Annotated in this window: 22 protein-coding genes and 2 riboswitches; of the genes, 12 read left to right on the top strand and 10 right to left on the bottom strand. The window is 53.9% G+C overall.

What is annotated here, in order from left to right; translation table 11 throughout:
* The first annotated feature begins 50 nt into the window (after positions 1–50).
* The 5 genes from fabF (at position 51) to L6439_RS04675 (ending at position 6,900) form a co-directional block, all read left to right on the top strand.
* Positions 51–1,292 carry a beta-ketoacyl-ACP synthase II gene (fabF, locus tag L6439_RS04655; RefSeq protein WP_213471093.1) on the top strand — a complete coding sequence of 414 codons (1,242 nt, stop codon included), beginning with the start codon at positions 51–53 and terminating at the stop codon, positions 1,290–1,292.
* A 547-nt stretch (positions 1,293–1,839) separates the two neighbouring features.
* The gene (locus L6439_RS04660; RefSeq protein WP_213471094.1) at positions 1,840–3,552 is read left to right on the top strand and encodes an ABC transporter ATP-binding protein; all 1,713 of its coding nucleotides are present in this window, start codon (positions 1,840–1,842) and stop codon (positions 3,550–3,552) included.
* A gap of 150 nt (positions 3,553–3,702) precedes the next feature.
* Positions 3,703–3,814, top strand: a riboswitch (TPP riboswitch).
* Between the two features lie 95 nt (positions 3,815–3,909).
* Positions 3,910–4,506 (top strand): ECF transporter S component, encoded by a 597-nt coding sequence (locus L6439_RS04665; protein WP_172879190.1) that lies wholly within the window; start codon positions 3,910–3,912, stop codon positions 4,504–4,506.
* Positions 4,507–4,570: 64 nt separating this feature from the next.
* On the top strand, positions 4,571–6,112 hold the full coding sequence (locus tag L6439_RS04670) for an ABC transporter ATP-binding protein (RefSeq protein ID WP_237096892.1): 1,542 nt from the start codon (positions 4,571–4,573) through the stop codon (positions 6,110–6,112).
* Positions 6,109–6,900 (top strand): energy-coupling factor transporter transmembrane component T family protein, encoded by a 792-nt coding sequence (locus tag L6439_RS04675; RefSeq protein ID WP_213471096.1) that lies wholly within the window; start codon positions 6,109–6,111, stop codon positions 6,898–6,900. The genes L6439_RS04670 and L6439_RS04675 overlap by 4 nt, the downstream gene beginning before the upstream one ends.
* Before the next feature lie 37 nt (positions 6,901–6,937).
* Here L6439_RS04675 and L6439_RS04680 read toward each other — a convergent pair whose 3' ends face one another.
* The 4 genes from L6439_RS04680 to L6439_RS04695 form a co-directional block, all read right to left on the bottom strand.
* Positions 6,938–8,254 (bottom strand): MFS transporter, encoded by a 1,317-nt coding sequence (locus L6439_RS04680; RefSeq protein WP_213471097.1) that lies wholly within the window; start codon positions 8,252–8,254, stop codon positions 6,938–6,940.
* Positions 8,255–8,287: 33 nt separating this feature from the next.
* Positions 8,288–8,785, bottom strand: a complete 498-nt coding sequence (locus L6439_RS04685) for a winged helix-turn-helix domain-containing protein (RefSeq protein WP_213471098.1) — start codon at positions 8,783–8,785, stop codon at positions 8,288–8,290.
* Between the two features lie 804 nt (positions 8,786–9,589).
* On the bottom strand, positions 9,590–10,048 hold the full coding sequence (locus tag L6439_RS04690; protein WP_213471099.1) for a hypothetical protein: 459 nt from the start codon (positions 10,046–10,048) through the stop codon (positions 9,590–9,592).
* Positions 10,049–10,160: 112 nt separating this feature from the next.
* Entirely contained in the window at positions 10,161–10,937 is a 777-nt protein-coding gene (locus tag L6439_RS04695; protein WP_213471100.1) for an HAD-IIB family hydrolase, read from the bottom strand.
* A gap of 617 nt (positions 10,938–11,554) precedes the next feature.
* Here L6439_RS04695 and L6439_RS04700 point away from each other — a divergent pair.
* Entirely contained in the window at positions 11,555–13,318 is a 1,764-nt protein-coding gene (locus tag L6439_RS04700) for a sensor histidine kinase (RefSeq protein ID WP_237096746.1), read from the top strand.
* Between the two features lie 51 nt (positions 13,319–13,369).
* On the opposite strand, the gene L6439_RS04705 is transcribed toward L6439_RS04700, so the two are convergent.
* Both L6439_RS04705 and L6439_RS04710 read right to left on the bottom strand, forming a co-directional pair.
* Entirely contained in the window at positions 13,370–13,612 is a 243-nt protein-coding gene (locus L6439_RS04705) for an NHLP leader peptide family RiPP precursor (protein WP_168179342.1), read from the bottom strand.
* 76 nt (positions 13,613–13,688) lie between these two features.
* Positions 13,689–14,624: a methionine synthase I gene (locus L6439_RS04710; RefSeq protein WP_213471102.1), complete on the bottom strand. Its 936-nt coding sequence runs from the start codon at positions 14,622–14,624 to the stop codon at positions 13,689–13,691.
* Between the two features lie 251 nt (positions 14,625–14,875).
* Here L6439_RS04710 and L6439_RS04715 point away from each other — a divergent pair, with 251 nt between their 5' ends.
* Entirely contained in the window at positions 14,876–16,777 is a 1,902-nt protein-coding gene (locus tag L6439_RS04715) for a sensor histidine kinase (protein WP_237096747.1), read from the top strand.
* Positions 16,778–16,848: 71 nt separating this feature from the next.
* Positions 16,849–17,133 (top strand): Rpn family recombination-promoting nuclease/putative transposase, encoded by a 285-nt coding sequence (locus tag L6439_RS04720; protein ID WP_213471103.1) that lies wholly within the window; start codon positions 16,849–16,851, stop codon positions 17,131–17,133.
* A 146-nt stretch (positions 17,134–17,279) separates the two neighbouring features.
* On the opposite strand, the gene L6439_RS04725 is transcribed toward L6439_RS04720, so the two are convergent.
* Together L6439_RS04725 and L6439_RS04730 are read right to left on the bottom strand one after the other, a co-directional pair.
* Complete coding sequence (locus tag L6439_RS04725) at positions 17,280–17,981, bottom strand: AIM24 family protein (protein WP_168179339.1); 702 nt, start codon at positions 17,979–17,981, stop codon at positions 17,280–17,282.
* Positions 17,982–17,993: 12 nt separating this feature from the next.
* On the bottom strand, positions 17,994–18,410 hold the full coding sequence (locus tag L6439_RS04730) for a DUF342 domain-containing protein (protein WP_168179338.1): 417 nt from the start codon (positions 18,408–18,410) through the stop codon (positions 17,994–17,996).
* A gap of 204 nt (positions 18,411–18,614) precedes the next feature.
* Between L6439_RS04730 and L6439_RS04735 the strand changes: the two genes are divergently transcribed.
* Positions 18,615–19,655 carry a LacI family DNA-binding transcriptional regulator gene (locus L6439_RS04735; protein WP_237096748.1) on the top strand — a complete coding sequence of 347 codons (1,041 nt, stop codon included), beginning with the start codon at positions 18,615–18,617 and terminating at the stop codon, positions 19,653–19,655.
* Between the two features lie 190 nt (positions 19,656–19,845).
* On the top strand, positions 19,846–21,063 hold the full coding sequence (locus tag L6439_RS04740; RefSeq protein WP_168179336.1) for an acyltransferase: 1,218 nt from the start codon (positions 19,846–19,848) through the stop codon (positions 21,061–21,063).
* A gap of 19 nt (positions 21,064–21,082) precedes the next feature.
* On the opposite strand, the gene L6439_RS04745 is transcribed toward L6439_RS04740, so the two are convergent.
* Positions 21,083–21,523, bottom strand: a complete 441-nt coding sequence (locus L6439_RS04745) for an arylsulfatase regulator (protein ID WP_213471104.1) — start codon at positions 21,521–21,523, stop codon at positions 21,083–21,085.
* A gap of 138 nt (positions 21,524–21,661) precedes the next feature.
* Between L6439_RS04745 and L6439_RS04750 the strand changes: the two genes are divergently transcribed.
* Positions 21,662–22,027: a helix-turn-helix domain-containing protein gene (locus L6439_RS04750; RefSeq protein WP_168179334.1), complete on the top strand. Its 366-nt coding sequence runs from the start codon at positions 21,662–21,664 to the stop codon at positions 22,025–22,027.
* Positions 22,028–23,602: 1,575 nt separating this feature from the next.
* Here L6439_RS04750 and L6439_RS04755 read toward each other — a convergent pair.
* A complete protein-coding gene (locus L6439_RS04755) occupies positions 23,603–24,073 on the bottom strand; it encodes a helix-turn-helix domain-containing protein (protein ID WP_168179332.1) in 471 nt (156 codons plus the stop codon).
* Positions 24,074–24,192: 119 nt separating this feature from the next.
* Positions 24,193–24,282: riboswitch (cyclic di-GMP riboswitch) on the top strand.
* A gap of 88 nt (positions 24,283–24,370) precedes the next feature.
* Here L6439_RS04755 and L6439_RS04760 point away from each other — a divergent pair.
* Complete coding sequence (locus L6439_RS04760) at positions 24,371–25,084, top strand: 4'-phosphopantetheinyl transferase family protein (protein ID WP_168179331.1); 714 nt, start codon at positions 24,371–24,373, stop codon at positions 25,082–25,084.
* Positions 25,085–25,090 lie beyond the last annotated feature (6 nt).

The raw sequence follows: 25,090 nt of genomic DNA on the forward strand, positions 1-25,090 counted from the left end.
ACAAAATAAATCCGACACGACAACCAGTACGGATGGAGGAGGACATAGATATGGAGAGAGTCGTCATTACAGGGATGGGAGCCATTACGCCGCTTGGTCAGGATACGGATACCCTATGGCAGGGGCTGATTCGCGGACAATCGGGAATCTCCGCCATCGATGCGTTCGATGCTTCCTCCTGCAAGGTTCGCATCGCGGGCCAGGTGCGGGACTTCGATGCGGAAGCCCGCTTCGGGCGCAAGGAAGCGCGGCGGATGGACCGCTTCACCCAATTCGCCCTGGCGGCGGCCGAGGAGGCTTACCGCCAAGCGGAGCTCGACCGGTGGGCCGGGCTGGACGGCGAGCGGATGGGCGTCTATGTCGGATCGGGCATCGGCGGCATCCAGACGATGCTGCAGCAGCAGGCAATTCTGGGCGAACGGGGGCCGGATCGGGTCAGCCCGACGCTAGTGCCGATGATGATCGCGAATATGGCCGCTGCCCAGATCAGCATCCGTTACGGCGCGCTCGGGCCGTCGATGGCCCCCGTGACGGCATGCTCGATCGGGAATACGGCAATCGGGGAGGCGTTCCGCCTGATTCGGGCGGGCGGGGCGGATGTCGTCATCGCCGGCGGAACCGAGGCGGCCCTGACGGATTTGGCGTTGGCCAGCTTCGGCAACGCGACAGCCTTGTCCGCGCGCAATAACGAGCCGGAACGGGCGAGCCGCCCCTTCGATCGGGGGCGGGACGGATTCGTGATGGCGGAAGGCGCCGGCATCGTCATCCTGGAGTCGCTGACGCATGCGCTGCGCAGAGGGGCGCCGATTTTCGCGGAGGTTATCGGCTATGGAGCGAGCTCCGATGCGTATCATATGGTCGCTACCCATCCGGAGGGGCGCGGGGCGAGCCAGGCGATGAGAGCCGCGCTGCGGGAAGCGGGAATCGCGCCGGAGGAGGTGGGCGTCATCAGCGCCCATGCGACCAGCACCGAGGTGGGCGACCTGTCGGAGACGCGCGCGATTCGCGATGTGTTCGGCGAGCATGCGTTCCGCATTCCGGTCACCGCCAACAAATCGATGCTCGGCCATATGCTGGGCGCGGCGGGCGGGGTCGAAGCGATCGCGCTCGTGAAGACGCTGAAGGAAGGCATCGTCCCGCCGACGATCAATCTGGAGGAGCCGGATCCGGCTTGCGACCTCGATTATGTTCCCTATACGGCCCGCCAGAGCGGGGCCCGTATCGGCATCTCGAATTCCTTCGGCTTCGGCGGGCATAATGCCGTCATCGCCTTGCAAGCTTACGAGGCGTAGCGGCTGGCGGCCGAGCGTATCGGCTCAGCCAACCGTTAGGGCATAAAGCGGCCGGTTGGCGGCTCCTGTCTGCGCGGTATGCGGAGTAATCAATACGATAAAGAGCGCATTCATTCCGGTTACCAATTGGGAATGGTGCGCTTTTTGGCCTCAACGCTCCACACGCCGGACAAGCTCGCTATTCCCCTTTCGGATCAATATGTTCAAGGGGCTGTGTGTGATGGATCGGGGTGATCGCGCTGCGGGAACCCAGGGATAGGTGCGCTGCCGGTTTCCCGTGATTTTCGGCCGGGAGAAGGAATTTCATTATTTTTGTAGAATAGGGTTGTCTATGGAGCGATGCCGCCACGCGTTAAGCGCGGGTGCGCAAGCCGCAGCATTGGTTATGGAAACATGGGACATGGGAACACATTCGGCAAGTGCAGAGTCCATTGGAGGCGATGGTGCCCCGGTGGACTTTTCGCATTGTGATAGTCCTGCGCGAGAACGATGCTGATCCGGCCCTGGAAGCGGCAGAGCGATTTTATTCGAGAAATGAGGTACTTTCATGCTTCGCCGTTTTTTTGCTTATTACAAGCCGTACAAATATTTGTTCCTCCTGGACTTCGGCTGCGCGGTGATCGCGGGGCTGCTGGAGCTGGGATTTCCGATCGCGGTCAATCAGGTGGTGGACAAGCTGCTGCCGAGCAATGACTGGCCGCTTATCGTCTGGGCCTGCGCCGGGCTGCTGGCGCTCTATCTGCTTAATATGGGGCTGCAGTATATCGTTACCTATTGGGGTCATATGCTCGGCATCAACATCGAGACCGACATGCGCAAAAAGCTGTTCGATCATATTCAGAAGCTCTCGTTCCGCTTTTTCGACAACAACAAGACGGGCCACCTGATGTCACGCATGAGCAATGATTTGTTCGAGATTGGCGAGATGGCTCATCATGGTCCCGAGGATGTCTTCATCGCGGTGATGACGCTGATTGGCTCGTTCGTGCTGATGCTCACCATCAACTGGAAGCTGGCTTGTCTCACGTTCGCGATCATTCCGTTCCTCATCTGGCTCGTCGTCTGCAACAAGCGGATGACCCGGGCGAACCACCGGATGTTCACCGACATCGCGGATTTCAACGGACGGGTCGAAGACACGTTCGGCGGGATCCGCGTCGTGCAGGCATTCGCGAACGAAGGCTTCGAGCGGGAACGCTTCGCGGTCAATAACCAGCGCTTCCGCTCGACGAAGCTGATCGCCTACCGGATTATGGCGCTTAACTCGTCGGTGAGCTATATGCTGATGCGGCTCGTGACCGTCTTTGTGCTCATCTGCGGGGCTTGGTTCGTCATTCGGGGGGAGTTGTCCTATGGCGAGCTGGTCGGCTTCATTCTGCTGACGAACGTGTTCTTCAAGCCGATCGACAAGATCAACGCTGTCATCGAGAGCTATCCGAAAGGGATCGCGGGCTTCAAGCGCTACCTGCAAATCCTCGATACGGAACCGGATGTCAAGGATGCGCCCGATGCGATTGAGGTGGCCCATCTGCGCGGCGATATCCGCTATGAAGGCGTCACCTTCGGCTATGACGGCCTTCCCCCGGTGCTCGAGAATATTGACCTGACGATTGCGGCAGGAGAGACGGTCGCGTTCGTCGGGCCTTCCGGGGCAGGCAAGACGACGCTCTGCAGCCTGCTGCCGCGCTTCTATGACGCCGAGGCGGGACGCATCACGATCGACGGCATCGATACGCGGGAGATGACGCTTGCATCGCTGCGCCGCCAGATCGGGATCGTGCAGCAGGATGTGTTCCTGTTCGCGGGTACATTGCGCGAGAACATTGCCTACGGGAAGCTCGATGCCAGCGAGGAGGAGATTATGGAGGCCGCGCGCCGGGCGCGGCTGGAGGAGTTCATCCGTTCGCAGCCGCTCGGGCTGGACACGGTCGTGGGCGAGCGGGGCGTGAAGCTGTCCGGCGGGCAGAAGCAGCGGCTGGCTATCGCCCGCATGTTCCTCAAGAATCCGCCGATTCTGATTCTGGACGAGGCGACGTCGGCGCTCGACACCGAGACCGAAGCGGCCATCCAGCAGTCGCTGGCTGAACTGGCGGCCGGCCGGACGACGCTGATCATCGCCCATCGCCTGGCTACGATCAAGCATGCGGACCGGATCATCGTCGTCAATGAGGACGGCATTGCCGAGCAGGGGCGGCATGACGAGCTGCTGGCGCTGGGAGGAAGCTACAGCCGGCTGCATCAGGCCCAGTTCGGGGCATAACGCTCGTCTTGGCCGGCATGACAGGCACGGGTTATGGTGACTCTACAGAAGGGATGGCGGCGAAGATAAGGACCGCTTCTTCTTCGCCTCTCGCCCATCCGCCATTGCCAACCAATCGGGAATGCGGTATTATAGGGGCGATTACATATTCATACAAATTCGGGTGCTTGAGGAGTCAGGCTGAGATAGTAGCCAGTATACCGCTACGGACCGTTAATCTGATCTGGATAATGCCAGCGTAGAGAAATCTTGTATTTGTCGTGCGATCATGCCTGCAGGATGATCATCGGCTTACTCTACCGTCTGGGTTCCAGACGGTTTTTTTGTATGAACCATGAGATAAGGGAGAGGGTAGCAATGCAAGAACAGGCAAGTGAAAAGAAAGGATTGCGATTCCAGGACATTCTCATTACCGTCATGATCGGGGTCGTCTTCGGCGTTATCTTCAAGCTGTGGGATAGCGTGTACAGCATCGTGAAGCCGCTGTTCCCGCAGGCGGGGCAATTGACTTACGGCATGTGGTTCATGGCCGGGCCGTTCGCCTACTTGCTCATCCGCAAGCCGGGCGTCGCGCTCATTGCCAGTCTGGCCGCAGCCAATCTGTCGGCCCTGCTCGGGTCGGGATGGGGGCTGGAGACGATCATGTACGGATTCGTGCAAGGCTTGGCGGCCGAGCTCGTCTTCGCCTTGGCGCGTTACCGCCGGGGAGGATTAGCGATCGCCGGAGCGGCCGGAATCATGTCGGCTGCCGGCTCGTTCCTCCTCGATCTCGGATACGGCTATGCCAATTACGAGACATGGATGCTTGTGCTGAAATACGGACTGCGCGTCATCAGCGCCTTCACGTTCGCCGGCATCTTCGCTTACTTCCTGATGCGCGCGCTGGAAGCGACCGGGGTGACCAGGTCGATCCGGCCGGTCGCGAAAGAAGAATACGCGGCCCTGGACCGGTAGGCGCGCAGGACACCGGCTGGCGGTCAGGCCCGCCGGCCGGTTATCATGGCACATGAACGATGGGGTGTTGGGATTGACACAAGAACAAGCGGCCTCAACCAGGGCCGCGATTACAAATCTGAGATTGAAATTCCCGGGAGAGGCGTCCTTGCTGTTCAAGGACCTCTCCTTCTCCATTGCGGCGGGGGAGAAGGTGCTGCTGCTCGGACCGAGCGGCTGCGGCAAATCTACGCTGCTGCAGGTGCTGAGCGGCATTATGCCGGACTCGGTCGAAGTGCCGCTCAAATATGAGCGGAGGCAGCTCCCGGATAGCTGGGCCTTCGTATTCCAGGATCCGGATACCCAATTCTGCATGCCGTACGTCGATGAGGAATTGGCATTCGTCCTGGAGAATCTGTCGGTGCCGCGGGAGCAGATGGAGCCGCGCATAAGAAGCATATTGGAGCGGGTCGGGTTGCGGCTGGATAATCTGCATACGCCGATTGCGGCGCTGTCGCAGGGCATGAAGCAGCGGCTCGCGCTCGCCTCCGTCCTGCTGTTGGAGCCGGAGGTGCTGTTCCTGGACGAGCCTTCGGCTCTGCTCGATCCGGAAGGGACGAAGCAAATCTGGGATACGGTGAAGGACATTGCCGGATCGCATACGCTGCTGATCGTGGAGCATAAGCTGGATCTGGTCGCCGATATCGTCGATCGGGTCGTGCTGTTCGACGGCGAGGGCCGCATTATGGCAGATGGCGAGCCGGGGGCTATTTTCACGATGCACAAGGAGAAGCTGCTCGAATACGGCATCTGGTATCCGGATGTGTGGCGGGATCACGTGAAGTCGGAGTCGTACCGCGCCATCGCGGGCGCCAAGCGGCGTCAGCGCCAGGCCGAAGCGGCGTCCTCTCTTCGGGAGGACCCGATCATCGCCTTGCGCGGGTTCTCCGGGTACCGGGGAGAGGCCGAGGCAATCTCCGTCGAGGCGGCCGATGTCTATCCGGGCGAATGGATTGCCGTCACGGGCCCGAACGGGGCGGGCAAGAGCACGCTGCTGCTGTCCCTGATGCGGCTGCTTCGCGCCAGCGGCTCCTATGCTATCGGGGGACGTCCGGTCCCGGAGCCGAAGAAGCGCGGCTGGTTCCGGCCGGCCCGGCCGGAACCGCCAGAGGAGCTGGCCTTCGTCTTCCAGAACCCGGAGATGCAGTTCCTGACCGATTCCGTCTACGAGGAACTGGCTTACGGCTTGCGGCTGGCGGAATGGCCTGCCGCGGAGGTCGAGCGTCAGGTGACGGCCTTGATGGCGGCCTTCGATCTCGATATGGGATCCGACCGGCATCCGTATCATCTGTCGATGGGGCAAAAGCGCCGCCTCAGCGTCGCCACCGCCGTCGTGCGGGAGCATCCGGTGCTGCTGCTTGACGAGCCGACGTTCGGCCAAGACGCGAGGAACACGTTCGCGATCCTGGATAAGCTGGAGCGTCTGCGGGCGGCAGGGACGGCCATCGTGATGGTGACGCACGATCTGAATATTGTACGTTATTATGCCGATCGCGTGTGGCGGGTCGAACGGGGCAGTCTTACGGTCCTGGACACGATCGGGGAACGGGAGGCGCAGCTTACATGAATCTGCTGATACCGGAAACCGAGACCTGGCTGCATCGCGTCAACCCGGCCTATAAGCTGTTCGTCTTCGTGCTGCTGCTTCTTGTCACCTTGTTGAACAGGCAATTCGATTTTGCTTTGAACCAGTTGATTGCCTATACGCTGCTGCTGTTTCTGTTCAGCGGCCATTCCCGGAAGAAGGTGCTGCTGATTACGCTGCCGTTCCTGTTCTTGTTCATCTCTTCCGCTTCGACGATGATCTTGTTCGGCAAAGGCGAACATATCTGGTGGTCGTGGGGGCTGATTCGCATCTCCGAGGAGAGCTTCTACCGCGGTCTGTTGCTGGGCTGCAAGACGCTGACCTTTGGCATGCTGGGACTGGCCTTCGCCTTGACGACGAAGCCGATTCAGCTCTTCTACGCCTTGATGCAGCAGTTCCGGCTTCCCGCCAAATACGCCTACAGCTTCATCGCCTCGATTCGGATGCTTCCTGCGGTCTGGGACGACATCCGCACGCGATCCGATGCGCTGACCGTGCGGGGCGTGCGCTATGCCAAGGGAATCAAGGGCATGTACGAGCGGCTGCGGAACTACGCGCTGCCGCTGCTGGCGCAGAGCATCCGCCGGGCCCAGCGCGTCGCCGTCGCCATGGAAGCGAAGCGGTTCCAGATGGGCAGGGCGCGCACATATTACTATGTAACGAGATATACCCGTTCCGACATCGGCTTCACGCTCGCGATGCTTGGACTGGTGGCGGCAGCGTATTATATGGCGATCCGGGTTCCGCTTGTCGGGTGGGGACTGGGCTGAGAGCGGGCCTCCCGCTCGCTGCCCATGCAACGGCCGGCTACCCTTGGAGATCTGACTGCTGTCGTTCCATCCGGAGGGATGGATTGCGGCCCGCGAAGAACCCCTCCTTCATCGCATCGGTGGCCGGCAAGCTCCGTGAGACGGAATCGAGCGACCAGTAGAGCCCGACGGCCGCCACGGCCAATCCGCAGGAAGCGATGACTGCGGCGCTGGGCAGCAGCGTGCCGAGGCTGCCGCCGAGCAGGCTTCCGATCGGGGAGGCGATTCCGCTTAACCCGGAAGCCGCCGCGAAGACAACGCCCAATTGGCGCTGCGGCACGCCTTTTTGGATCACGGTGTTGATCAGGACATTGACGGCTCCGCCGGGGAGCCAAGCCAAGCCGTAGAGGAGAACGGTAAGCCAGGCCCAGGGGCTGAATACGCTCAATGACCATAAGATCCCGCATGACAGATAGGCGATGGAGTACAGGAAGCCAAGCCGAAGGCGCTCCAGCTTCAAATAAGGCGAGCATATGGCGCCGATCAGACTGCAGAGCGCTTGCGCCGTCAGCAGGATGCCATAGATGCCGGGGCCTCCAATCTGGCTGCTAAAAGCCGGCAGGAGACTGAAGGTCGCTCCGCCGGCGGCATTAATAGCGATGACCCCGAAGAGAAGCCGGGAGAGGGGCGTGCCCACCAGAAGCCGGATGCCTTCCCGCATGTCGGATAGATACTTTTTCACTGGATGAGAGGCTGGCTTCGGCTCCGTGCGCAGATGTCTTTCATCGGTTGCGGAAGCCTCTTCGGATGGGGGAATCCGAATCTGCGCGAAGAGAAGGGCTCCAATGAAGAAGCCGACCGAATTCCAGAGATACAGCGAGAGCGCCCCGAGCAGAACGATTAGCGCGCCTGACAATGCATTGCAGGCCACTTCCATGCCCTGATAGGCAATCGAGAACAAGGAATTGCCCTGGGTGAGATGCTTCTTCTCTACCAATCTGGGCAGCGCTGACAATTGCGCGGGATAGACCCACATATTGCATGCGGATAATATCGGCGTAATGGTGAGCACCAGGCCAACGCTCAAAAATCCGATATACGATGCCAGGGGAACGATGAGCAGCAAAATGCCCTGCAGGAACTGGGTGTATACGAGAATGCTCCGAATAGGGAGACGGTCGATGATGGGCCCGGACAGAAGCTGAATCAGTCTGGGAATAAGGGATAAAAATCCGGCCAGCCCCGTGTACAGCGTGGAACCGCCCAAGTCATACACAAGCCACATCGCTGCCACGGCATAGAGGCTGTCTCCGATGTTCGTCAGGATGCGCCCCGCGAACATAAGCGTGAAATTCCGGTTTTGAAAAATGTCCAATACAATCCCTCCGTTATGGCACTCGGACGCCAATCAAGACTCCTGCTCCGTTGACACCACTTTCACGCCAATCGCGAACTCCTGACTATTGTCTTCATGATTGTCCGCCGTCTTCTGCACCCAATGTTCCAGAAAAGAACGGAACTCGGACACAAGTTCCTCCCGCTGAACAGGCGATAGATACAAGCGGAGGCTGAGCAGGGTACGGGATGCGTCATCCAGATCTTGCGCCAGCGCCGGGTCGTTGAATTGAGCGCCTTCCGAGCTGTACCATGCGGCTTTCGCCTTGTAGTACTTTTCGATAATTCCGCCCGCCGACTGGGTATCCACCAGATCGATCAGCCCGCCTTCATACAGCTTCTGGATATGGTAGTGAATGCTGCCGGGCGTCTGCTTCAGTTCATCGGCGACCTGCTTCGCTGTCTTGGGTTTGTCCTGAAGGGCGGCAATAATCTTAATTCGCTTGGCATTGCCAAGCAGCTTGGATTGTTCGACCGAAATCGGAAGAGAGGACTGCGGTGTGAAGTCCATTGGCGGGAACCTCCTTAATAAAATGGAATAGCCGAGCAACCTATTTTTGATAATCTAATTATTTAGTTCATTCTAAGAAATTAGATCGATATGCAAATCATACTATCCTATGTGGCATGTTTTGTAAACACCTATTTATCCTGATAAATAGTCTTCTCAAATGGGGATGATCATGACTACTAAAGAAGTAGTACAGTCTATTGTTGTCCACGGCTTTTTAGGTTATTTATGGGTTCTTTTCATCACTCATATCGTAAACGGTGCGAATTCAATGGACTATATGATAGCACGATCTTTTCTCATCCTGGCAGGTACACTTTTGTTTTGGTGGATCGTTAACCGGATTACTCCATTTCACAGTTATAAATTTACGCACCCTGCCAAAATCGCAGGCACTATCTCCTTTGTCCTGGTTGTCTTGCTGCAGGTATATTTGGTTTCAACATGGTATAATCCGGCGGGGGAATCTTGGGTGCGGTCGAAGCGCATGAAAAAAGAGACGATCTCAGCGGATCGTCTCTCAGACTGTCGACAAAGTCCTGTCGATAGTCTTTTTTTCTTAGGAAGGGCGAGGCCGGGGGGGGGGAGGCAGGACAGGTTAGGTTAGGGCAAACTGGTCCGCGCATGAAGCAAGCTAGTCCCCGCTTAAAAATGCTGCACAGGCGCAGCATTTTTAACCTCAAGAGGCTAAATTCCAAGAAAATCCTGCAAAATTACATTATTTCGCCATTTTGAACGCTATATATGCCTTGCCGTAGGGGAATTGCTGTACTTTTGCAGCAATCTTATTTTCGTTACCTCGTGTCAATGAAATTGCTGCATTTTTGCAGTATTGGTGGAGCAGGTGAATAGAGTGTCGGGAGATAATGCAGCTTTGGCGGAGCAGATGAAAAAGCCATCGGCCACCGATTTGGCGTTCAATTCATCCAGCGCGCTGAGGATCATCTCAATCCGTATTTGCAGCGCAGCCAATCGCTTGGTGCAGCGGATGATGATATTCTCGCGGCGGGAGAGTACGCCTGAGAAGTGGACCTCTCCGTCCCCGGCGAGCCGATCCGGCATACGTGGAAGCCGTTGATCACGATCGGCAAAGCCAAGGAGGCTTGCATGCCGATGTTCAGGATCAACTGCGGCATGTGGAGAGGGTGTGCCCCTTTCGCTATTTGCGAGTTCATAGCATCTTCGTCGATGAGATGATGGTATACGATGACCAGTCGCATCTCTCCTAAGTTCTCTTTCGTATATGTAAATATGTATAAACAACACAAAGAACTCCCGCGACTGCAGGTATTTCGCGGGAGTTTGTCTTCAATCTGTGAGACGATCTCAACGGATCGTCTCTTTGGCCGATTTGGTGATCATACGGCAGCCCGGTTCAATTCGATGCCATCAATGGATGCCATGCCGCGAGCTCCTGAATCTTGGCGATAATGCGCGCTTCATCGTCTCCCTGGAGCGGAATATCTTCCGTTGCATAGGCGGCCAGCTCCGGATGATGTCCGATCATGACCGCATGTCCGGCCGTCCGGAACATCGGGATATCATTCGCATCGTTGCCGAAGGCGATGTAGCGGCCTTCCTTGACGCCGAGGCGCTGGAGCGCGTTCCATTTATGAATATTCGGCGGGCTGAGATCGATGACGTCCTCGTGGCGGTGACGATGCACGACGACCCCGAGGCGGGACAGCTTTTCCGCCAGACCTTCCATATCGCGAGCGGATAGAATTAAAATTTTTACTATCGTCTTCAGCTCTTCGAGGGCAATGCAACGCGCCAGCCGGGACGGGTCGAGGTTGTTCCGAATCGGATGGTCGTCCGGACCGGTATAAGCATAGTCCCAGTCGCTATCGATGAGGTAGGCGGCTTCATGCTCGGCGATAAGCGCAAGCAGTGTCGAAGCTTGCTCTGCCGTGAAGGCTTCGGTGTGCACGACCCGGCCTTCCTTGGCAATCATGGAGCCGTTCCCCCCGATAAGCGAACCGCCGTGAAGAGATTCAGGCAGCACAGGCAGCATATCCCGAATCGGGCGGGCGGAGGCGAAAATCACTTCATGGCCCTTTTGGCCCAATTCCTCGAGACATTGGACAATCGGGTCCGTCAGCGGCTGCCCGCGAAAGCATATAGTACCATCTAAATCAAATACGAATTGCAACAGGATCCCCCTCATTTCCACAGATGTATGTCTAACATGATGATAGATGTAACATAACGTTTTCTTGAATTTCCCGCTTTCATCCAGTAGCATAATCATTATCGCAGAAAAGAGAGCTTCACTCAATTCGTCAGCGACACGATGTGACGCGATTCTATCAATTACAACATTTTCTTCCTGTTACGATAACTCCACAAGATAAACCCCGCAGCGTCCCCATCCATCAGCGTTGCTTCCATAACGGCCGTTCCCCTCTGCATCTATCAGCGGCAAAGGGGGAGAATTCTCCTAGTCTGTTTCTATTCGTTCCTTAGTTTATATATAGGTGTTTGGAGAAGTATCCCAGATTATACGGACAGACCATACAACGTTCGTTATTTGAATATAAGTAAATATTTGAAAATTTAAAGAAGGAATTGGCTCTCTTTTTGTAGAATTATTGCGAAATGGGGCAAAATGGCGAAACCAAGAGAAACGTGTAGGGGTGTGCGATGAGTGTGCGAAGATACATAACCGTTTTCTTCTTATTCCTGGTACTATTCGGGTGGCTTATGGATCCTGCCATCGCCCGAGCGGAGCCGGAACCGCAGAGCATCAAGCTGCACGAATGGGAAGTGATGTGGGAGACGAGTCCCAGGACGTGGGAGGAGATCGCTTCCGTCCGGGAAGGCTGGGAGAAGGTTGATAGCAGGAAGTCGATTCCGCCGTTGTCAGAGGGCGTGCAATCGGCATGGATTCGGATTCAGTTGCCGGTGTTAGATCCGGAACAACCTGCGTTGTATATTGGAAAGTTGTACGCAAATGAGGTGGAAGTATGGGGACCCGACGGCAGAAGGCTCTTCCATGATTCAAGGGATTACTTTCACGATATTTTTCATCTCCTTGTTCCGCTGGAGCCAGAATACAATACGATATATATTCATACATCTGCCAACAAGGGGAGAGTCGGGATTCAAATCCCCGTCATTATAGGTGAATATGACCTGCTTCAAGGGAAATATGTTAAGGAAGGGCTGACGGAAATAGTAATTGGAAGCAGCCTGATACTTATTGCTTTCATTATGTTTGTATGTGCAATTTTTCTGCGTGGAATCGAGTTGCCAAGCTGGCTATCATTGACGCTTGTTATCTTGTCGCTAGGTATTGTTACGATAACATACTCAAAGTTCACCTATACGTTTTTGAAAGATTGGGGGCATTTGAGCGTCAGATTATTTGATTTCGCAATGATGGTTTTGTTTCCTAGCTTGACCTATTTCTTTATGAAATTTTTGGGGAGCGGTCCTTATAAAATAATTTTTAGATATTTTATGTTCCAAGTTTGTTATTCGGTCATCTGGTTCCTTTTATTTGTATATTTTGTCGAAATCAAGAAAGATGATTCCCATCCGATTTATACTTTATTTTCAATACACATATTTAGCATTTATATGATTGTCCTATTTATTTTCCTGTTGATTTTCTCAATTAGCCACGCCATTCGGAAGAACAAAGATGCAATATTGTTTACTCTTGGTTTCAGCTTGTTCTCTATTATGTCTGTCGGTGAGGTCAGTTGGTACACTTTTATATCGAGGGAATATGAACTGTATTTATGGAAATGGGGAGTTGTCTGTTTTGTTGTCTGCCTTATCCTTATACTGGGGCGGAGAACTGCGGAAAATCATCGCCGCGTCATTTTTTATGCGAAGGAACTGGAGTTGTTCAACGGCAAGCTCCAGCAATCGGAGAAGATGGAGATATTAAGCGAGCTGGCCGCGTCCGTCGCACATGAAGTAAGGAATCCGTTGCAGGTCACGCGGGGATTTTTGCAGCTTCTCGGCGGCAAGACGGGGACGAAGGAGCAGGAATATTTGAACCTTGCCTTGACCGAACTGGATCGGGCATCCGAGATCATTACCGATTTCTTAACGTTCGCGAAGCCAGAACTTGATGAGATTCAAGTCCTCGATGTAGCTGATGAGTTGAGGCATATCGAGGGCATCTTGATGCCGATGGCGACAATGCATGGGGGCGCGATCGAACTGGATGCGAATCCGGATCTCCGGATTCAGGGGAACTCGTCCAAGTTCAAGCAAGCCTTTATTAATATGATAAAAAACAGCATTGAGGCGTTCACCGAGAAAGGACTGATTCGGGTCGAGGCTTACGAGCGGGAAGGACAGGTTATTATCCGAATTGAGGATAATGGCATCGGCATGGACGAGGAGGAGCTTAAGCGACTTGGCGAGCCGTACTTTTCGAATAAGACGAAGGGGACTGGGCTTGGGTTGATGGTTACTTTCCGCATCATTGAAGTAATGCAGGGGAAAATGCATATCAAGAGCGAGAAGGGTGTTGGTACCGTCATTACCGTCTCTTTTCCTTCTGTTTTAAGATAAATATAAAAGAAGAGGGCTCTCAGGAGCGCCTCTTCTTTTTACTGTTATCAGTTACCAAATACCCTTTCTCGCTGTTGAAGTAGTTTTCATAACCTCCACCGGATTCGGAGGAATCACCAGTACATATTGGTTCGGAGACTCTTCTACCGTAGTCAATTGAATATGCTCAGGAATCGAAATGCCTAATAATTCCTTGATGGAGGACTTCGGATCAGCTAGCAGCTTCTCTTTGAATGTGGCATCCTCCCATGCTCTTTGGACGATTTGATTCATATGCATTTGATTAATAGACATAAAACGTATCCCTCCATATTTGTAGAATCAGAAGATTATAGGTAGATTACCATTGATAGATTCCGACTTACCAGTACTATTTTGCTAGATTAGACAATATATATGAAAATCCGCCCGACATCAGCTTATTTCTTTCTTCATATATGTAATCGGCTTCTTGCTTAAGACTGTCTGCCATCGCCTGATGGAAGGCGAGCAAGTGCGGGGAGGAGATAGACAGCCGCTGAAGCCGGGCATGGTTCTCTGCCGCGATGGCAGCATAGCCCTGCAAGGCGTCGGACACGGTGATGGCCTGGCGCACCTCGTCAGGCGTCGGCGATGCGCCGGACGGCCGGTTCGACATGGAGCGGATCCAGGATAATAGGCAATTATAGCTCCCTTCCCGCAAATCCTTCTCCCAATCCTCTGCGTCATCGGACATTTGCAGCGTGACAAGCACAGTATCTACCGCGGCCGTAATGGCTGGCAGCAAATGATCCGTTCCGCCAAGATAGGCTGATCCGACGGCGGATAGCTTGACGGGCGACGCTTTGTGCGCGACTTTAATCCGGTCGTTCAGGAAGAAGTCATGCTCCAACTCCATGCTGACGGCTTCGGCCCATTCGGCGCTGTATTGGTTGAAGGCATGCCAGAACGGCGAGAAGGCAGGGAACAGCTCACGGTAAACCTTTTCATATTCGATGTAGCAGAGATGTCCCAGCGCCAACGTCTTATGCCACCTTCTCTGCTCAGGGCTATCCATGACATCATCCAGCAAGCAATAATGCAGCATCATGAAGACGCCGGCCAGTCCCAAGCGGCGACACCCTTTTCGCTCTGCTCCGGTGGCCTCCTGCAGCCAGAACGGGAGCAAATAGCAGATATAGTTAGTGGACTCCGTAAGCAGCGGGTTTGACTTTTCCAAATAGCGAAGGCCCATCTCCACCAACGGTGCGGGGAACGATGAGACAAGGCGCGCCGCCTCTGCAAATATCGCCTCCACATCCTCCATGTATTCGTCGAACCATTCCATATTACTGTCCTCCCGGGTCGAAATCGGACTTTTCCTGGATCTGCGACAAAATTCCTGCATTCTAGTACTTCTATTATAGAAGCCATTGATCATTGGAGCAACAACATAAGAAACAGAATGTCGAAAAATAAAAGCCGAGCAAGGGATTCATGGCGGATAGAGCAGGAAATTAGCGATAACTGTCGAAATAGTGCCTGTGTAGGATTGCGGCTCACCATCGCATTACAAATTGGAACGGACAGAGGTGCCTCATGAGAACAATTTTTAAATATTCAACCGTGTCGTTCATGCTTCTCATGGCGGCCTTTCTTCTGTGCCCTTCTCTTCTGATTGCGGAATCGGAGCAGGGGGAATTGCAAGTTACGCAATGGCAGGTGCTGTGGGAGACGTCGGCCCTGGATTGGGAGTACATTGCCTCCACGGATGAGGGTTGGCTAGATATCGATATTCGCGAAGGAGTGCCCGGCAAGCCCGAAGGGGCCCAATCGGCCTGGTTCCGCTTCAGGCTGCCGCCGCTGCAGTGGGACAAGGCCGGGCTCTGGATTGAACAGGTATACGCCTGCGAAGTAGAGGCATTATCGGAAGAAGGGCGAAGACTGTTCCGGTCTTCGCGGATGTTCTCCTTCGACATGAATCCGGTGCTTATTGCGCTGGATCGCAGCGCCGAGGAGCAGGTCATCTATATACACGTAAAGACGCCTTTCGAGCAGTTGGGCATTCACGATACGGTCCGGATCGGAGACTATCAAAAGCTGCTCCCCGAGTATGTGAAAAAGGGACTCGTCAATGTCGTCATGGGGAGCGCCCTCATACTTATCGCGGTTGTCATGCTCATTTGCACGCTGTTTCTCCGGAACATATTTTTCTCAAGCTGGCTGTCGCTCTGCGTGCTCATTCTATGCGCGGGGGTAATGATCTTTACGTACTCATCCTTTACCTATACGTATTTTTTCCATACCGAAGTCTGGTCGCTCGTTATTTATGATTTTGCGATGCTGGTCTTCTTCCCGTTGCTTACGTACTATTTCGAATTGATGTTCGGCCCGGGCCCGTATTGGATCATCCGCAGACTCCGGCAGATCCAGACCGCGTATTCCCTTCTGTCTATGGCCGTTCTGTTCCTTAATATTTTGTCGGATAACCGCTTTTATGATTTGTACTATTTCCTGTCGGTTCGCGTGCTCGGCTTCCTGATCCTGATTCAGTTCGTCGTGCTGATCTCGGCGTCCATCCGTTACGCCTTCCACAAAGATAAAGACGCCATTCTGTTCTGCGTCGGATTTGTCGCCTTTGCGCTGATCACCGGATGCGAATTAATCTGGTTCCTGCTTCATCCCGGCTATTATTATATGGTGTACTGGAAGTGGGGGATCCTGCTATTCGTTGTTGCGCTTATCATTATTTTGGGCCGCAAAATCGCGCGCAATCACGAGCAGGTCGTTCAATATTCGAAAGAACTGGAGCTGTACAACCACCGGCTTCAGCGTTCGGAGAAGATGGAGATCATTAGCGAACTGGCCGCTTCCGTTGCCCATGAAGTGCGGAATCCGCTGCAGGTAACGCGGGGCTTCCTCCAACTGCTGGAGAAGCAGTCCGGTCCAAAAGAGAAGGAATACTACCATTTGGCGCTGACCGAACTGGATCGGGCATCCGGTATAATTACCGATTTCCTCACCTTTGCGAAGCCCGAGCTAAACGAGCTGGCCCTGCTGAATGTAGGGGAGGAATTGGAGCATGTCCAAGGGGTCCTCCTGCCGTTGGCCAACATGCAGGGGGCGGAGATCACGCTCGACGTGCCGCCGGATCTCGCGATCGTAGGGAACTCGTCCAAGTTCAAGCAGGCATTTATCAATCTGGTCAAGAACAGCATTGAGGCTCTGCACAGCAACGGGTGGATCCGGATTGCCGCTCATAAGCAGGACGGGAAGGTCATCATACGGATTCGGGACAACGGGGTAGGAATGAACAGGAAGGAGCTGGCGCGGCTGGGCGAGCCCTATTACTCGAACAAGACGAAGGGTACCGGACTTGGACTGATGGTGACCTTCCGCATCATTGAAGTGATGCAGGGCAAGCTGGAATTCCACAGCGAGAAAGGCGTCGGAACCGAGGTTACCGTAACTTTTCCGGCTGTGGAGAAAGAACAGGAGTAAGGCGGCGAAGGGGGGGGAGTGAACTGGTTATTGTTTTTGAAAGGTATAGACAAAACGAAATGGTGTTGACAATGAACGAACCCATGCTGAAAAAGGCGATGACGACCGTGGAATTTTTGAGACTGGATAGACAGGCGAAGATGGGAAACCAAGCCCGTCAGAAATATCTGCTGGACCAGGCGTCCCGAATCGCAGGGGCTAGAGCGGAGGGAATAGCTGAGGGGAGGGCCAAAGCCATAACCGAAGGAATAGCTGAAGGCAAGAAAGAAATGGCCCGGAAACTGCTTGCTCTCGGCATGGACATCGCTCTTATCACCAAGGCTTCGGGGTTATCCGAAGAAGAAATAAAAAACTAAGGCCGCTCCATTAAAAGGGCGGCAGGTGCATCCAATGAACGAACGTACCGAAGAATCGAAGAGCCGAAGATCAATTGCGGTTTGATCATCGGCTCTTGGCGATCTTGTGCGGGCCTATTCCTTCCGAGAAGGTACGGCTCCCCGCTCTATTTGATAAATACGCCCCCGAAAGGGATGACCTCGCGCAGAATGCGCTTGAACAGCCCTTCATCGTTCATCTCGTGCACGAGCGATTGATTCTGCCGCCCGGCCTGGATCAGGACGGTACCCCTGCCGGTCATCTTCCAATGATAATTCATATGTTGGCTGGCCAGATGATTGCCGTATACGCATAGTTCCAGCTTCGCGTTCTCGGGGTAGGCGATAACGCTGCCTGCGTCCACGTAGAGCGGCTGATCCGGGTGGAGCTCGGCATCGCAAGCGGTGCCTTGGGTCAGGATGCCGATCTGCCCTTCACCGGAGAACTTCACCTTGACGACATCCTGCGTGACGAGCATGTTCTTCATGCTCAAGATGCGGGTCTGCATCGTGATGCCTTCCGTATAGAACAGCAGATGCCGCACGTCATAGAGCAGGTCGCTCTCCCCTGTCAACGGAACGGGCTTCATGCTGAACCCGGGGGGCAGCGCGGTCAGAAATTCGCAGGGCCCGGTGAAGCGGGCCTGGATAAGCTTCTTCTTGCGGTACATGCCCTTGGCGGTCATCAGCCGGTCGGAGCGCCCGTCGGGAGCGCCGCGATAGGCGATGACCTGCTGCGGATGGAGCACGTTCACCTGCTCTCCCTCCAGAACCCGGAAGGTGACGGCTTGTCCGTTCGTATGGTTCTCGCGTTCAACTAAGATCTCCATCCGGAACTCCTCCTATCTTGCCCGAACCCGCATCCAGACACGCAGGCCGCGCAGCAGCACGAAATACCCAATCAGAAGGCCGGCCGCCGTGAGCAGCAGCGCCCTCATCTTGCGGTAGCTCGCCTGGCGTTCCTCTTCGAGCCGCTTCAACTCGGCAACCATGCGAGTGAGTTCCTGATTCTGCTCGATTAATTTTTGGTTTTCCTGCCGGTATATCTCCATATTTTGATGAGCTTGCTCTAGTTGGTCGACGGTCTGGCGGTAATTTTCCTTCAATTCATTGACTTCGGCGGGCAGTTCGGAAATATCCTTGATGGTGCCCCACCACCCGGCATGCGCCGCGGGCTGGCCGGAGAGAAGCAAGAAGCAGAACATCGATGCGATAAGTGCGCTGCGGCGGAGCGGCTGCGCTATGTATGGCTTGTTCATTCCCGATGCCCCCTTGTATGCGAACAATGGCTTCATACCAAGAAATACGAAAATAATGTCGAATCGTTTCCTATTTTGGCCAATCTGAATCATAAAAGCAAGTATTTATTGCAGGTTGCCGCAGGTGGAACGTTGACTCTTGGTAACGGACTCCGGTACACTGAGGAGATACAAATGATGACAAGAGGAACGGGATATCTACATATGGATAGATTCGCTACGGCCCCGCCAGCGGGAGGAGCGGGCAGCACCATGCCTCCGCTGGTCAGCGGTGCCCCCAACATGCATCCGGAAGCGCCAGCCAATGTGCGCAGAGCCGGGAGAGAATATCAGGAACAACCGGCTCAGGCAGCCCGGAGGCAAGCCTCCCGCAACCCGGGGACGATCGGCCTGTTCATTATCCAGGACGCCAGTCACAACAGGATCTATGAGGATGATTTGTTCTACGGCGCGATCGTGGGCGCCATTATCAGCCAATGCGCGGAACGGGGGTACCAGACGCTGATCACGATACTGGACGTGTCGGACGTAACCCCGCTGCTTCGCTTATACGAGCAGAAGCGCCTCGATGCGGGACTCCTCATCAGTTGGTCCGATGTGCAGGACATCGTCGATCAAGTCAGCCGGGCGGGGGGCGTGATCGGGGTGATCAATCAGAACAACGTCACACAGTCCGCGACTGTGCTGCCGGCTCCTTATTTGGACAACCGGAGGAGCGCCTATGAGGCGACCCGCTATTTGCTTGAGCTGGGCCATCGTGACGTAGCCATTATTACCGGTCCGACCGGACAGCCCTGCTCGTCCGAACGGCTGGCCGGGTTTCTCGACGCGGCACTTGGTCAAGGACTGGAGGTGCCGGATTCACGCATATGGTGCGGAGACTTCGCCGAGCAGGCCGGGGCGGCCGCCGCTATTCAATGGCTGGAGGCAGATGATCTCCCCGCGGCGGTGTTCTGCTCCAATGATCTGATGGCATACGGGCTGCTGAAGGTGCTGCGGCAGCACCAGGTAGCGGTTCCTGACCGTTTGTCCGTGGTCGGCTTCGACGATCTGATTATCTCAAGGTACACCTGTCCGCCGTTGACAACGATGTCCATCCCGCGGACAGAAATGGCCGCTTACGTGACGAATCGGCTCATCCACCAATTGGAAAGTCCGGACGAAGCATATCCGCTGCCGGTCTTCCGCGCGAAGCTTATGGTGCGGGAGTCGTGCCGGGCGGCCGGCGCTCCGGATTTCGCATAGCCTCCCAATGAACAGGCTGCCCTGTTTTAAGGAGCGGCATGCTGCCGATCGGGCGGAACGGCGGGGGAGCGCTCTGCACAAAGTTTTTTGTCATTCTGTACACATTCCGTGTTTTTTTATCTTATTTTCAGGTTAATGAGATACAATGGGGTTCACATCACCTTGTTGACGGAGGGGAGAGGAACTGGCCATGGCAGTCGATCAGTCTCATGCCGCACCGAGGAAGGAACGGATTGACGAAATCACGATCTTGCGCGCGTTTGCGTTTTTCGCCATTGTGCTCCAGCACTCTATTGGAGAGTATATTTACCGGCCGGACATTCCGGCGGAACAAGCGATTTTCCTTGGAATGATCTATCATTTTACCCGGTATGGGACCTTAACGTTTGTTTTTTTATCGGCGGTTATTCTGTTCTATAATTACGATTACACCGTACCTTACGGGAACTTTTTGAAGCGCCGGGCGGCAGCCATACTGGCGCCGTTCGCCATTTGGACCATCATTTACGGGATTTATACGCTTCGCGGGCAGCTGCTGGAGCCGGAAGGATGGAGGCTGCTGGCGGTGCAATTCATTACCCCGACTTACGGTTATCAGCTCTGGTTCGTCCTGATGATCTTCCAACTGTATCTTCTTTTCCCGTGGCTTGATCGGGGTGCCCGCGCTATCGGGCGTAGGATTCGCTCCCATGCCGCCGGGCAGGGACAGATCGTGCGGCGCGTTGTCCTGTTGTTGGGGGCATTGGCCGCCGCCTATGCGGGCCTGATGTACTGGTCCTACAGCGTGGCTCCGGCCTGGGATGCGCCAGCCTGGCTGCAGCCGCTGCTCGGACACCGGACGATGCTGCTGCCGTTCTATTTCTTCTATATCGCGTTGGGCATTGTCTGCGCATGGCATGTGCAGCGCTGGCGCGATCTGATGCGCCGAAGCGTGCCCTGGAGCCTGCTGCTGTTCATTATCTTCTACGCATATGCCGGATATCGGCTGCTGGAGGCCGGGGCAGCACCCATTAATTTGAATATTTCCACCTATCTCAAGCCGTCGGTGTTCCTGCTTATCCTCGCTCAAATGCCGCTGATGTATGCTCTTGCGCTCTATGTCTGCCGTCGCCAAGGAAGAGCTTACCGCATTTTGCACACAATCGGCACGTATTCCTTCGGCGGTTATCTGGTACATGCGCTTGTCTTGGGGCAGATTGCCCGCTTTACCCGCGAGATCCCGCTTGCAGGCATGCATGCCGCATTGACCTTGATGACGTGGGCCGCCGTCGCCGCGCTGTCGATTGGAATTACGATGCTGCTGGATCGGCTGCCGTTCGGCATCTGGCTGACTGGACCGATGGGCCGGCGTCAGTCAGCTTCAACCAAGCCGCTGAGCAGCAATCCGGCCGTGCTCCCGTACCGATAGCAGGACAGCAAGACCGCAATTATGAATTGCGGTCTTTCCGGTCTGTCAAGAAATGCACATAATCGGCCCCTGTCTGCAGGAAGAAGGCATACGCGTCCAGCGGATGTGCGTCGGAGGCGAAGGAGATGCAGATGCTATACTTGCTTTTGGTCTTGACTTCATTATACGTAAAGGCGATCAGGCGAAGCAGTACGGCTGGATTCATCACGGATGGCTGGAGGGCGGCAAAGACGGCGGGGTAATCTTGCTGAAGCATCCGTGAACGTTCGTGGGTCAGCGGCTGCAAATAACTGTAAGGGGAACTGTCCACGATAACAAATCCGTACAGACTCTCTTCGCGCTGCAGCGCGACGATATGTTCCTTGTTGAGCATGTACAGCCCTTTATACTGATACCAGAGATGCTCGTTCCATTCGTTGCATAGTACGACGTCTTGAACGTTGTGGATTTTGACATTCACATCATCACCTCGCAAAAAACATAAATAACTTCATATAGAACATAATAACATTTATAAGTTTTAAAAACAATAAAAGCATGTATATGGGTATTTTGCTTCCCGGAAGTTTTTTATAAGCTTAACTGTGAGGTGACGGGCATGTCGGACTTGAAAATATTTTTAGGCGCACGGATTCGCGAGCTTCGCAAACAGAGGGGCTATACTCAAGCAGAGCTGGGAGAGCAATGCGGAATGAAGGCTTCGTATATCGGCGGCGCTGAACGCGGCAGCTTAAATATTTCGCTGGATTCACTGGAACGAATCATTCGTGCTCTGGATGTCAGCATCGAACAGTTTTTCTCGTTCGACATGGCAAGCGTAGATGCGGAGCGTCTGGGCATCGCCGGCACTCTTGAACTGCACGTCAAGCTGTTGAAGGGCCGGGAAGCCGAAGATGTGAAGCTGGTACACCGGATTGCGAAGGACATGCTGGAGACGTTCGATCGGAGAATGAACAATAACTAGTGCAGCGATGAGTATTGAGAGCGGGGAAGCGCGCCATTGGCGATGCTTTCCTTTTTCTTTGTGAAAGTAAATACGCACGCTTGATTGAATCTGTCTTTGAAAAGTTGCAGATTTTATGAAGAATGACATAGGATGCCCGGCCCGCTTGATAAAAGGGGATATGTTAAAAGAGCTTATTGAGAAGTGGAGAAAATTTCTATAGGCTTCTCAACGGCCTGATTTTACGGGATCCAAGATACCGCGTCGAATCCTGGAGGCATCGTTGCCTCCTAGGGCTTGAACGTGTGGAGGGAATTGCTGCAATCTACATCATTTTAGGCCCTTTTCCTTCAAGTCGAAGCGATACGGGTGAAATTCCTGCCGTGTTGCAGGATTCCCTTTTTGGTAAAGTCGCCCCTATCGAATTGCTGTATTTTCGCAGGATTTCGCTTAGAGGCGTGTCTGGAGAAATCGTACAGTTTTGCAGATTTCGCTTACCGAATAGGCGTGTCTAGGGAAATGGTGCAGTGTTCAGGCCGTTGGAAAACCCCTGATTTTCACGAAGGGGTGGAGATTGTCCATTTCCCTATTCAAAACTTGGCACCCATAGCGTATTAAACCGATTTTTTTCTACTGAGAGACGAGATCCACCACACAAAAAATAAAGTGCCACAAAATCCCTCGGACTTTCTCAACAACTTGAAATCTATGCAGCCTTATTACTAACTTGCAGCCAGCAGAGTTAGTATGTAAAATATATCCAGATATGGTTTCTGGCCATAAGCCAATATTTGATAAGGAGGAAAAATATGATCGTTGAGGTACGTTTCGGAAGTGAGCGAACCCCGGGGACACTATATTTGGATTGCAGAGATGACGTTGCTCTTCAGATCAAAAAATTACAGAATGAGTTCGACAGATGGTGCATGAATGTAGTGAGGATCACCCTATAAAAGAGTATCGCGAAGAAATAGTAGATGGCAAAGTAATCAATACTTATTACGTAATTTGTATCGGAAATAAGGATTTCCCAAACTGGATTAATGAGAAATATGGAGAACAGGTAGCAACGAGAGTCAAGCAGCCGGAAGAGGATCCATCGATCATTCTGTATTTTTAAATCAAGCGCCTTAATATCTTCAGCTTACAAAGGCCCGGCTGTTGGGTTTCCCCCCCACACATAGACAGCAAAGAAAGAATTCATTCCTTGGGTTATTACAACGAAAGTCAGGGGGAACATTCATAAAAATTTTAATTACATATGTTTACATACAGAAGCCCCTTAACCCCACTGTTATGCAATCCCCCAGAACGATACCGTAAGGCCAGAACGTAACCCTAAAACACCCCGCAGCCACGCGGTCTCCGCAGAATGATTTCTCTCTCTTATCTCTGCTTTTTCTTTCGAATGAGACTTATTTATCATGATCCTCAACAGGTATATAATTCTATTTACCTATTACGTTTTATTCTCTTTTTCATCAAAAAGTGACATATACTGAGTTGCAATGTCGAATTTTGCTCCGTATTATTAAGGGGTGGCGTTAATCAATCGACATATATTTGCCGATATTCTGAATAGAGCCTGAGAAGGAGCTATTCGGTACGATGGAGCACATAACCGCGAGAGGTGTACTTAAGACCTAATCTGCGAAGCATATCCCGAACGCCCGTCCGCGTCATTTGCACCTGGAAATGCTTCTCGAGCAGATCCTGGATATCGCGCATCGACCAGCCTGTCGATGAGCCGGGAGAAGGCATGCGGCTGCTGATGATGCCGATCAGTTCTTCTTCCTGCTGAGGGGTGAGTATTCTTGGCTTCCCGGGAGATGCAACATTGGATAGCAGTTGTTCGATGCCGCCGTCGTTGAAAATTTTTACATAGTTCGATACCGTCTGGCGGTGAATGCCCAACTGCTTCGCGACATCCTTGGCAGTGTGTCCGGACATGACAAGACGGACGGCCTCCACCTTGCTCCGCTGCTTCGGATCTTGGATGGTGGACGTCAAGCGGTTCAAGGAATAAATATTCCATCCATGACGGTTCGTAATCAACAGTTTTCGCATTATCGGCTCACGCTCGTATCTATATTTTTATTCGTAGTATGGGTATTGAAGCATGACGCTATACAGAGAGAGCTACTGCCGCGGAGAGAGAAGCAACCGTACCGTTTACATACAACAAAACTTGATAAAGGCAAACTTGTCGAAAGGCAAGGACGCAAAGCCTCGGGCCTAACTCTCCTTCATGGAGCTATGGCGGCCGGGTTGCCATGTTGAATAGGGGACCATTCACGTTCTTTATGGTGATGAGGCTATTGCTGGAAGTAGCCTTTTTTCTTTCTATAGAGGATGTTGAAGCCTATGAAGATTGCTGCTCTCCGCTGGGACCACCATACCGACGATCGCCTGGTTCAACGTCTTGTTCCCTTCCTGTCTGCCGAACGGCAGGAGCGTTACGCGAGACTGAGCCGGCGTGCGGATCGTCATCTCATGGTTATCGCCGAAGTTCTCGCCCGCTGTCAGATTTGCCGTCTGACCGGGAGGAGGAATGACGAGATCGCATTCATCCGGAACCGGTTCGGCAAGCCGTATATGGCCCCAGGCAGTTCCCTATTTTTCAATATATCGCGTTCGGGTTGCTGGATCGTGACGGCGATCGATCGCTGCGAGGTCGGCATCGATATCGAGCGGATCAGGCCTATGAAGCCAGAGGAGGCGCGTTTGTTATGCACGTCCCGGGAATACCGGATCGCTTCCGGCCTGGACGCGGATGCGCGCGCCCGCTTTCTCCATTGGCTGTGGACGGCCAAGCAGAGCTATCTCAAAGCCCGCGGAACCGGACGATACGGTCCGCTGGATGAACTGGAGATCCTGCCGGACGGAGTTCACCCGTGGCGGCTTCCGTCCGTCTGGCATGCGCGGGGATATGTCTTTACCCGAATGGAGGGTCTGGATGCCGGGTATTGTGTGACGGCATGCGGTGTCGATTCCAAGATTGCGCCCATAGAGCATTGGACATTGGAACAATTATTGGATAGGTTCCAACCCTATTGTTCGTCAATGAGAAGGAGCTGAATCAAT

It is taken from the genome of Paenibacillus dendritiformis, from assembly GCF_021654795.1.
GTDB lineage: Bacteria > Bacillota > Bacilli > Paenibacillales > Paenibacillaceae > Paenibacillus_B.

Excerpts from the sequence above, each read along its gene's own strand:
- fabF (WP_213471093.1), top strand. The coding sequence starts at position 51 with ATGGAGAGAGTCGTCATTACAGGGATGGGAGCCATTACGCCGCTTGGT.
- L6439_RS04660 (WP_213471094.1), top strand. The coding sequence starts at position 1,840 with ATGCTTCGCCGTTTTTTTGCTTATTACAAGCCGTACAAATATTTGTTC.
- L6439_RS04665 (WP_172879190.1), top strand. The coding sequence starts at position 3,910 with ATGCAAGAACAGGCAAGTGAAAAGAAAGGATTGCGATTCCAGGACATT.
- L6439_RS04675 (WP_213471096.1), top strand. The coding sequence starts at position 6,109 with ATGAATCTGCTGATACCGGAAACCGAGACCTGGCTGCATCGCGTCAAC.
- L6439_RS04685 (WP_213471098.1), bottom strand. The coding sequence starts at position 8,785 with ATGGACTTCACACCGCAGTCCTCTCTTCCGATTTCGGTCGAACAATCC.
- L6439_RS04700 (WP_237096746.1), top strand. The coding sequence starts at position 11,555 with ATGTGGGAGACGAGTCCCAGGACGTGGGAGGAGATCGCTTCCGTCCGG.
- L6439_RS04705 (WP_168179342.1), bottom strand. The coding sequence starts at position 13,612 with ATGTCTATTAATCAAATGCATATGAATCAAATCGTCCAAAGAGCATGG.
- L6439_RS04710 (WP_213471102.1), bottom strand. The coding sequence starts at position 14,624 with ATGGAATGGTTCGACGAATACATGGAGGATGTGGAGGCGATATTTGCA.
- L6439_RS04715 (WP_237096747.1), top strand. The coding sequence starts at position 14,876 with ATGAGAACAATTTTTAAATATTCAACCGTGTCGTTCATGCTTCTCATG.
- L6439_RS04720 (WP_213471103.1), top strand. The coding sequence starts at position 16,849 with ATGAACGAACCCATGCTGAAAAAGGCGATGACGACCGTGGAATTTTTG.
- L6439_RS04725 (WP_168179339.1), bottom strand. The coding sequence starts at position 17,981 with ATGGAGATCTTAGTTGAACGCGAGAACCATACGAACGGACAAGCCGTC.
- L6439_RS04730 (WP_168179338.1), bottom strand. The coding sequence starts at position 18,410 with ATGAACAAGCCATACATAGCGCAGCCGCTCCGCCGCAGCGCACTTATC.
- L6439_RS04735 (WP_237096748.1), top strand. The coding sequence starts at position 18,615 with ATGGATAGATTCGCTACGGCCCCGCCAGCGGGAGGAGCGGGCAGCACC.
- L6439_RS04740 (WP_168179336.1), top strand. The coding sequence starts at position 19,846 with ATGGCAGTCGATCAGTCTCATGCCGCACCGAGGAAGGAACGGATTGAC.
- L6439_RS04750 (WP_168179334.1), top strand. The coding sequence starts at position 21,662 with ATGTCGGACTTGAAAATATTTTTAGGCGCACGGATTCGCGAGCTTCGC.
- L6439_RS04755 (WP_168179332.1), bottom strand. The coding sequence starts at position 24,073 with ATGCGAAAACTGTTGATTACGAACCGTCATGGATGGAATATTTATTCC.
- L6439_RS04760 (WP_168179331.1), top strand. The coding sequence starts at position 24,371 with ATGAAGATTGCTGCTCTCCGCTGGGACCACCATACCGACGATCGCCTG.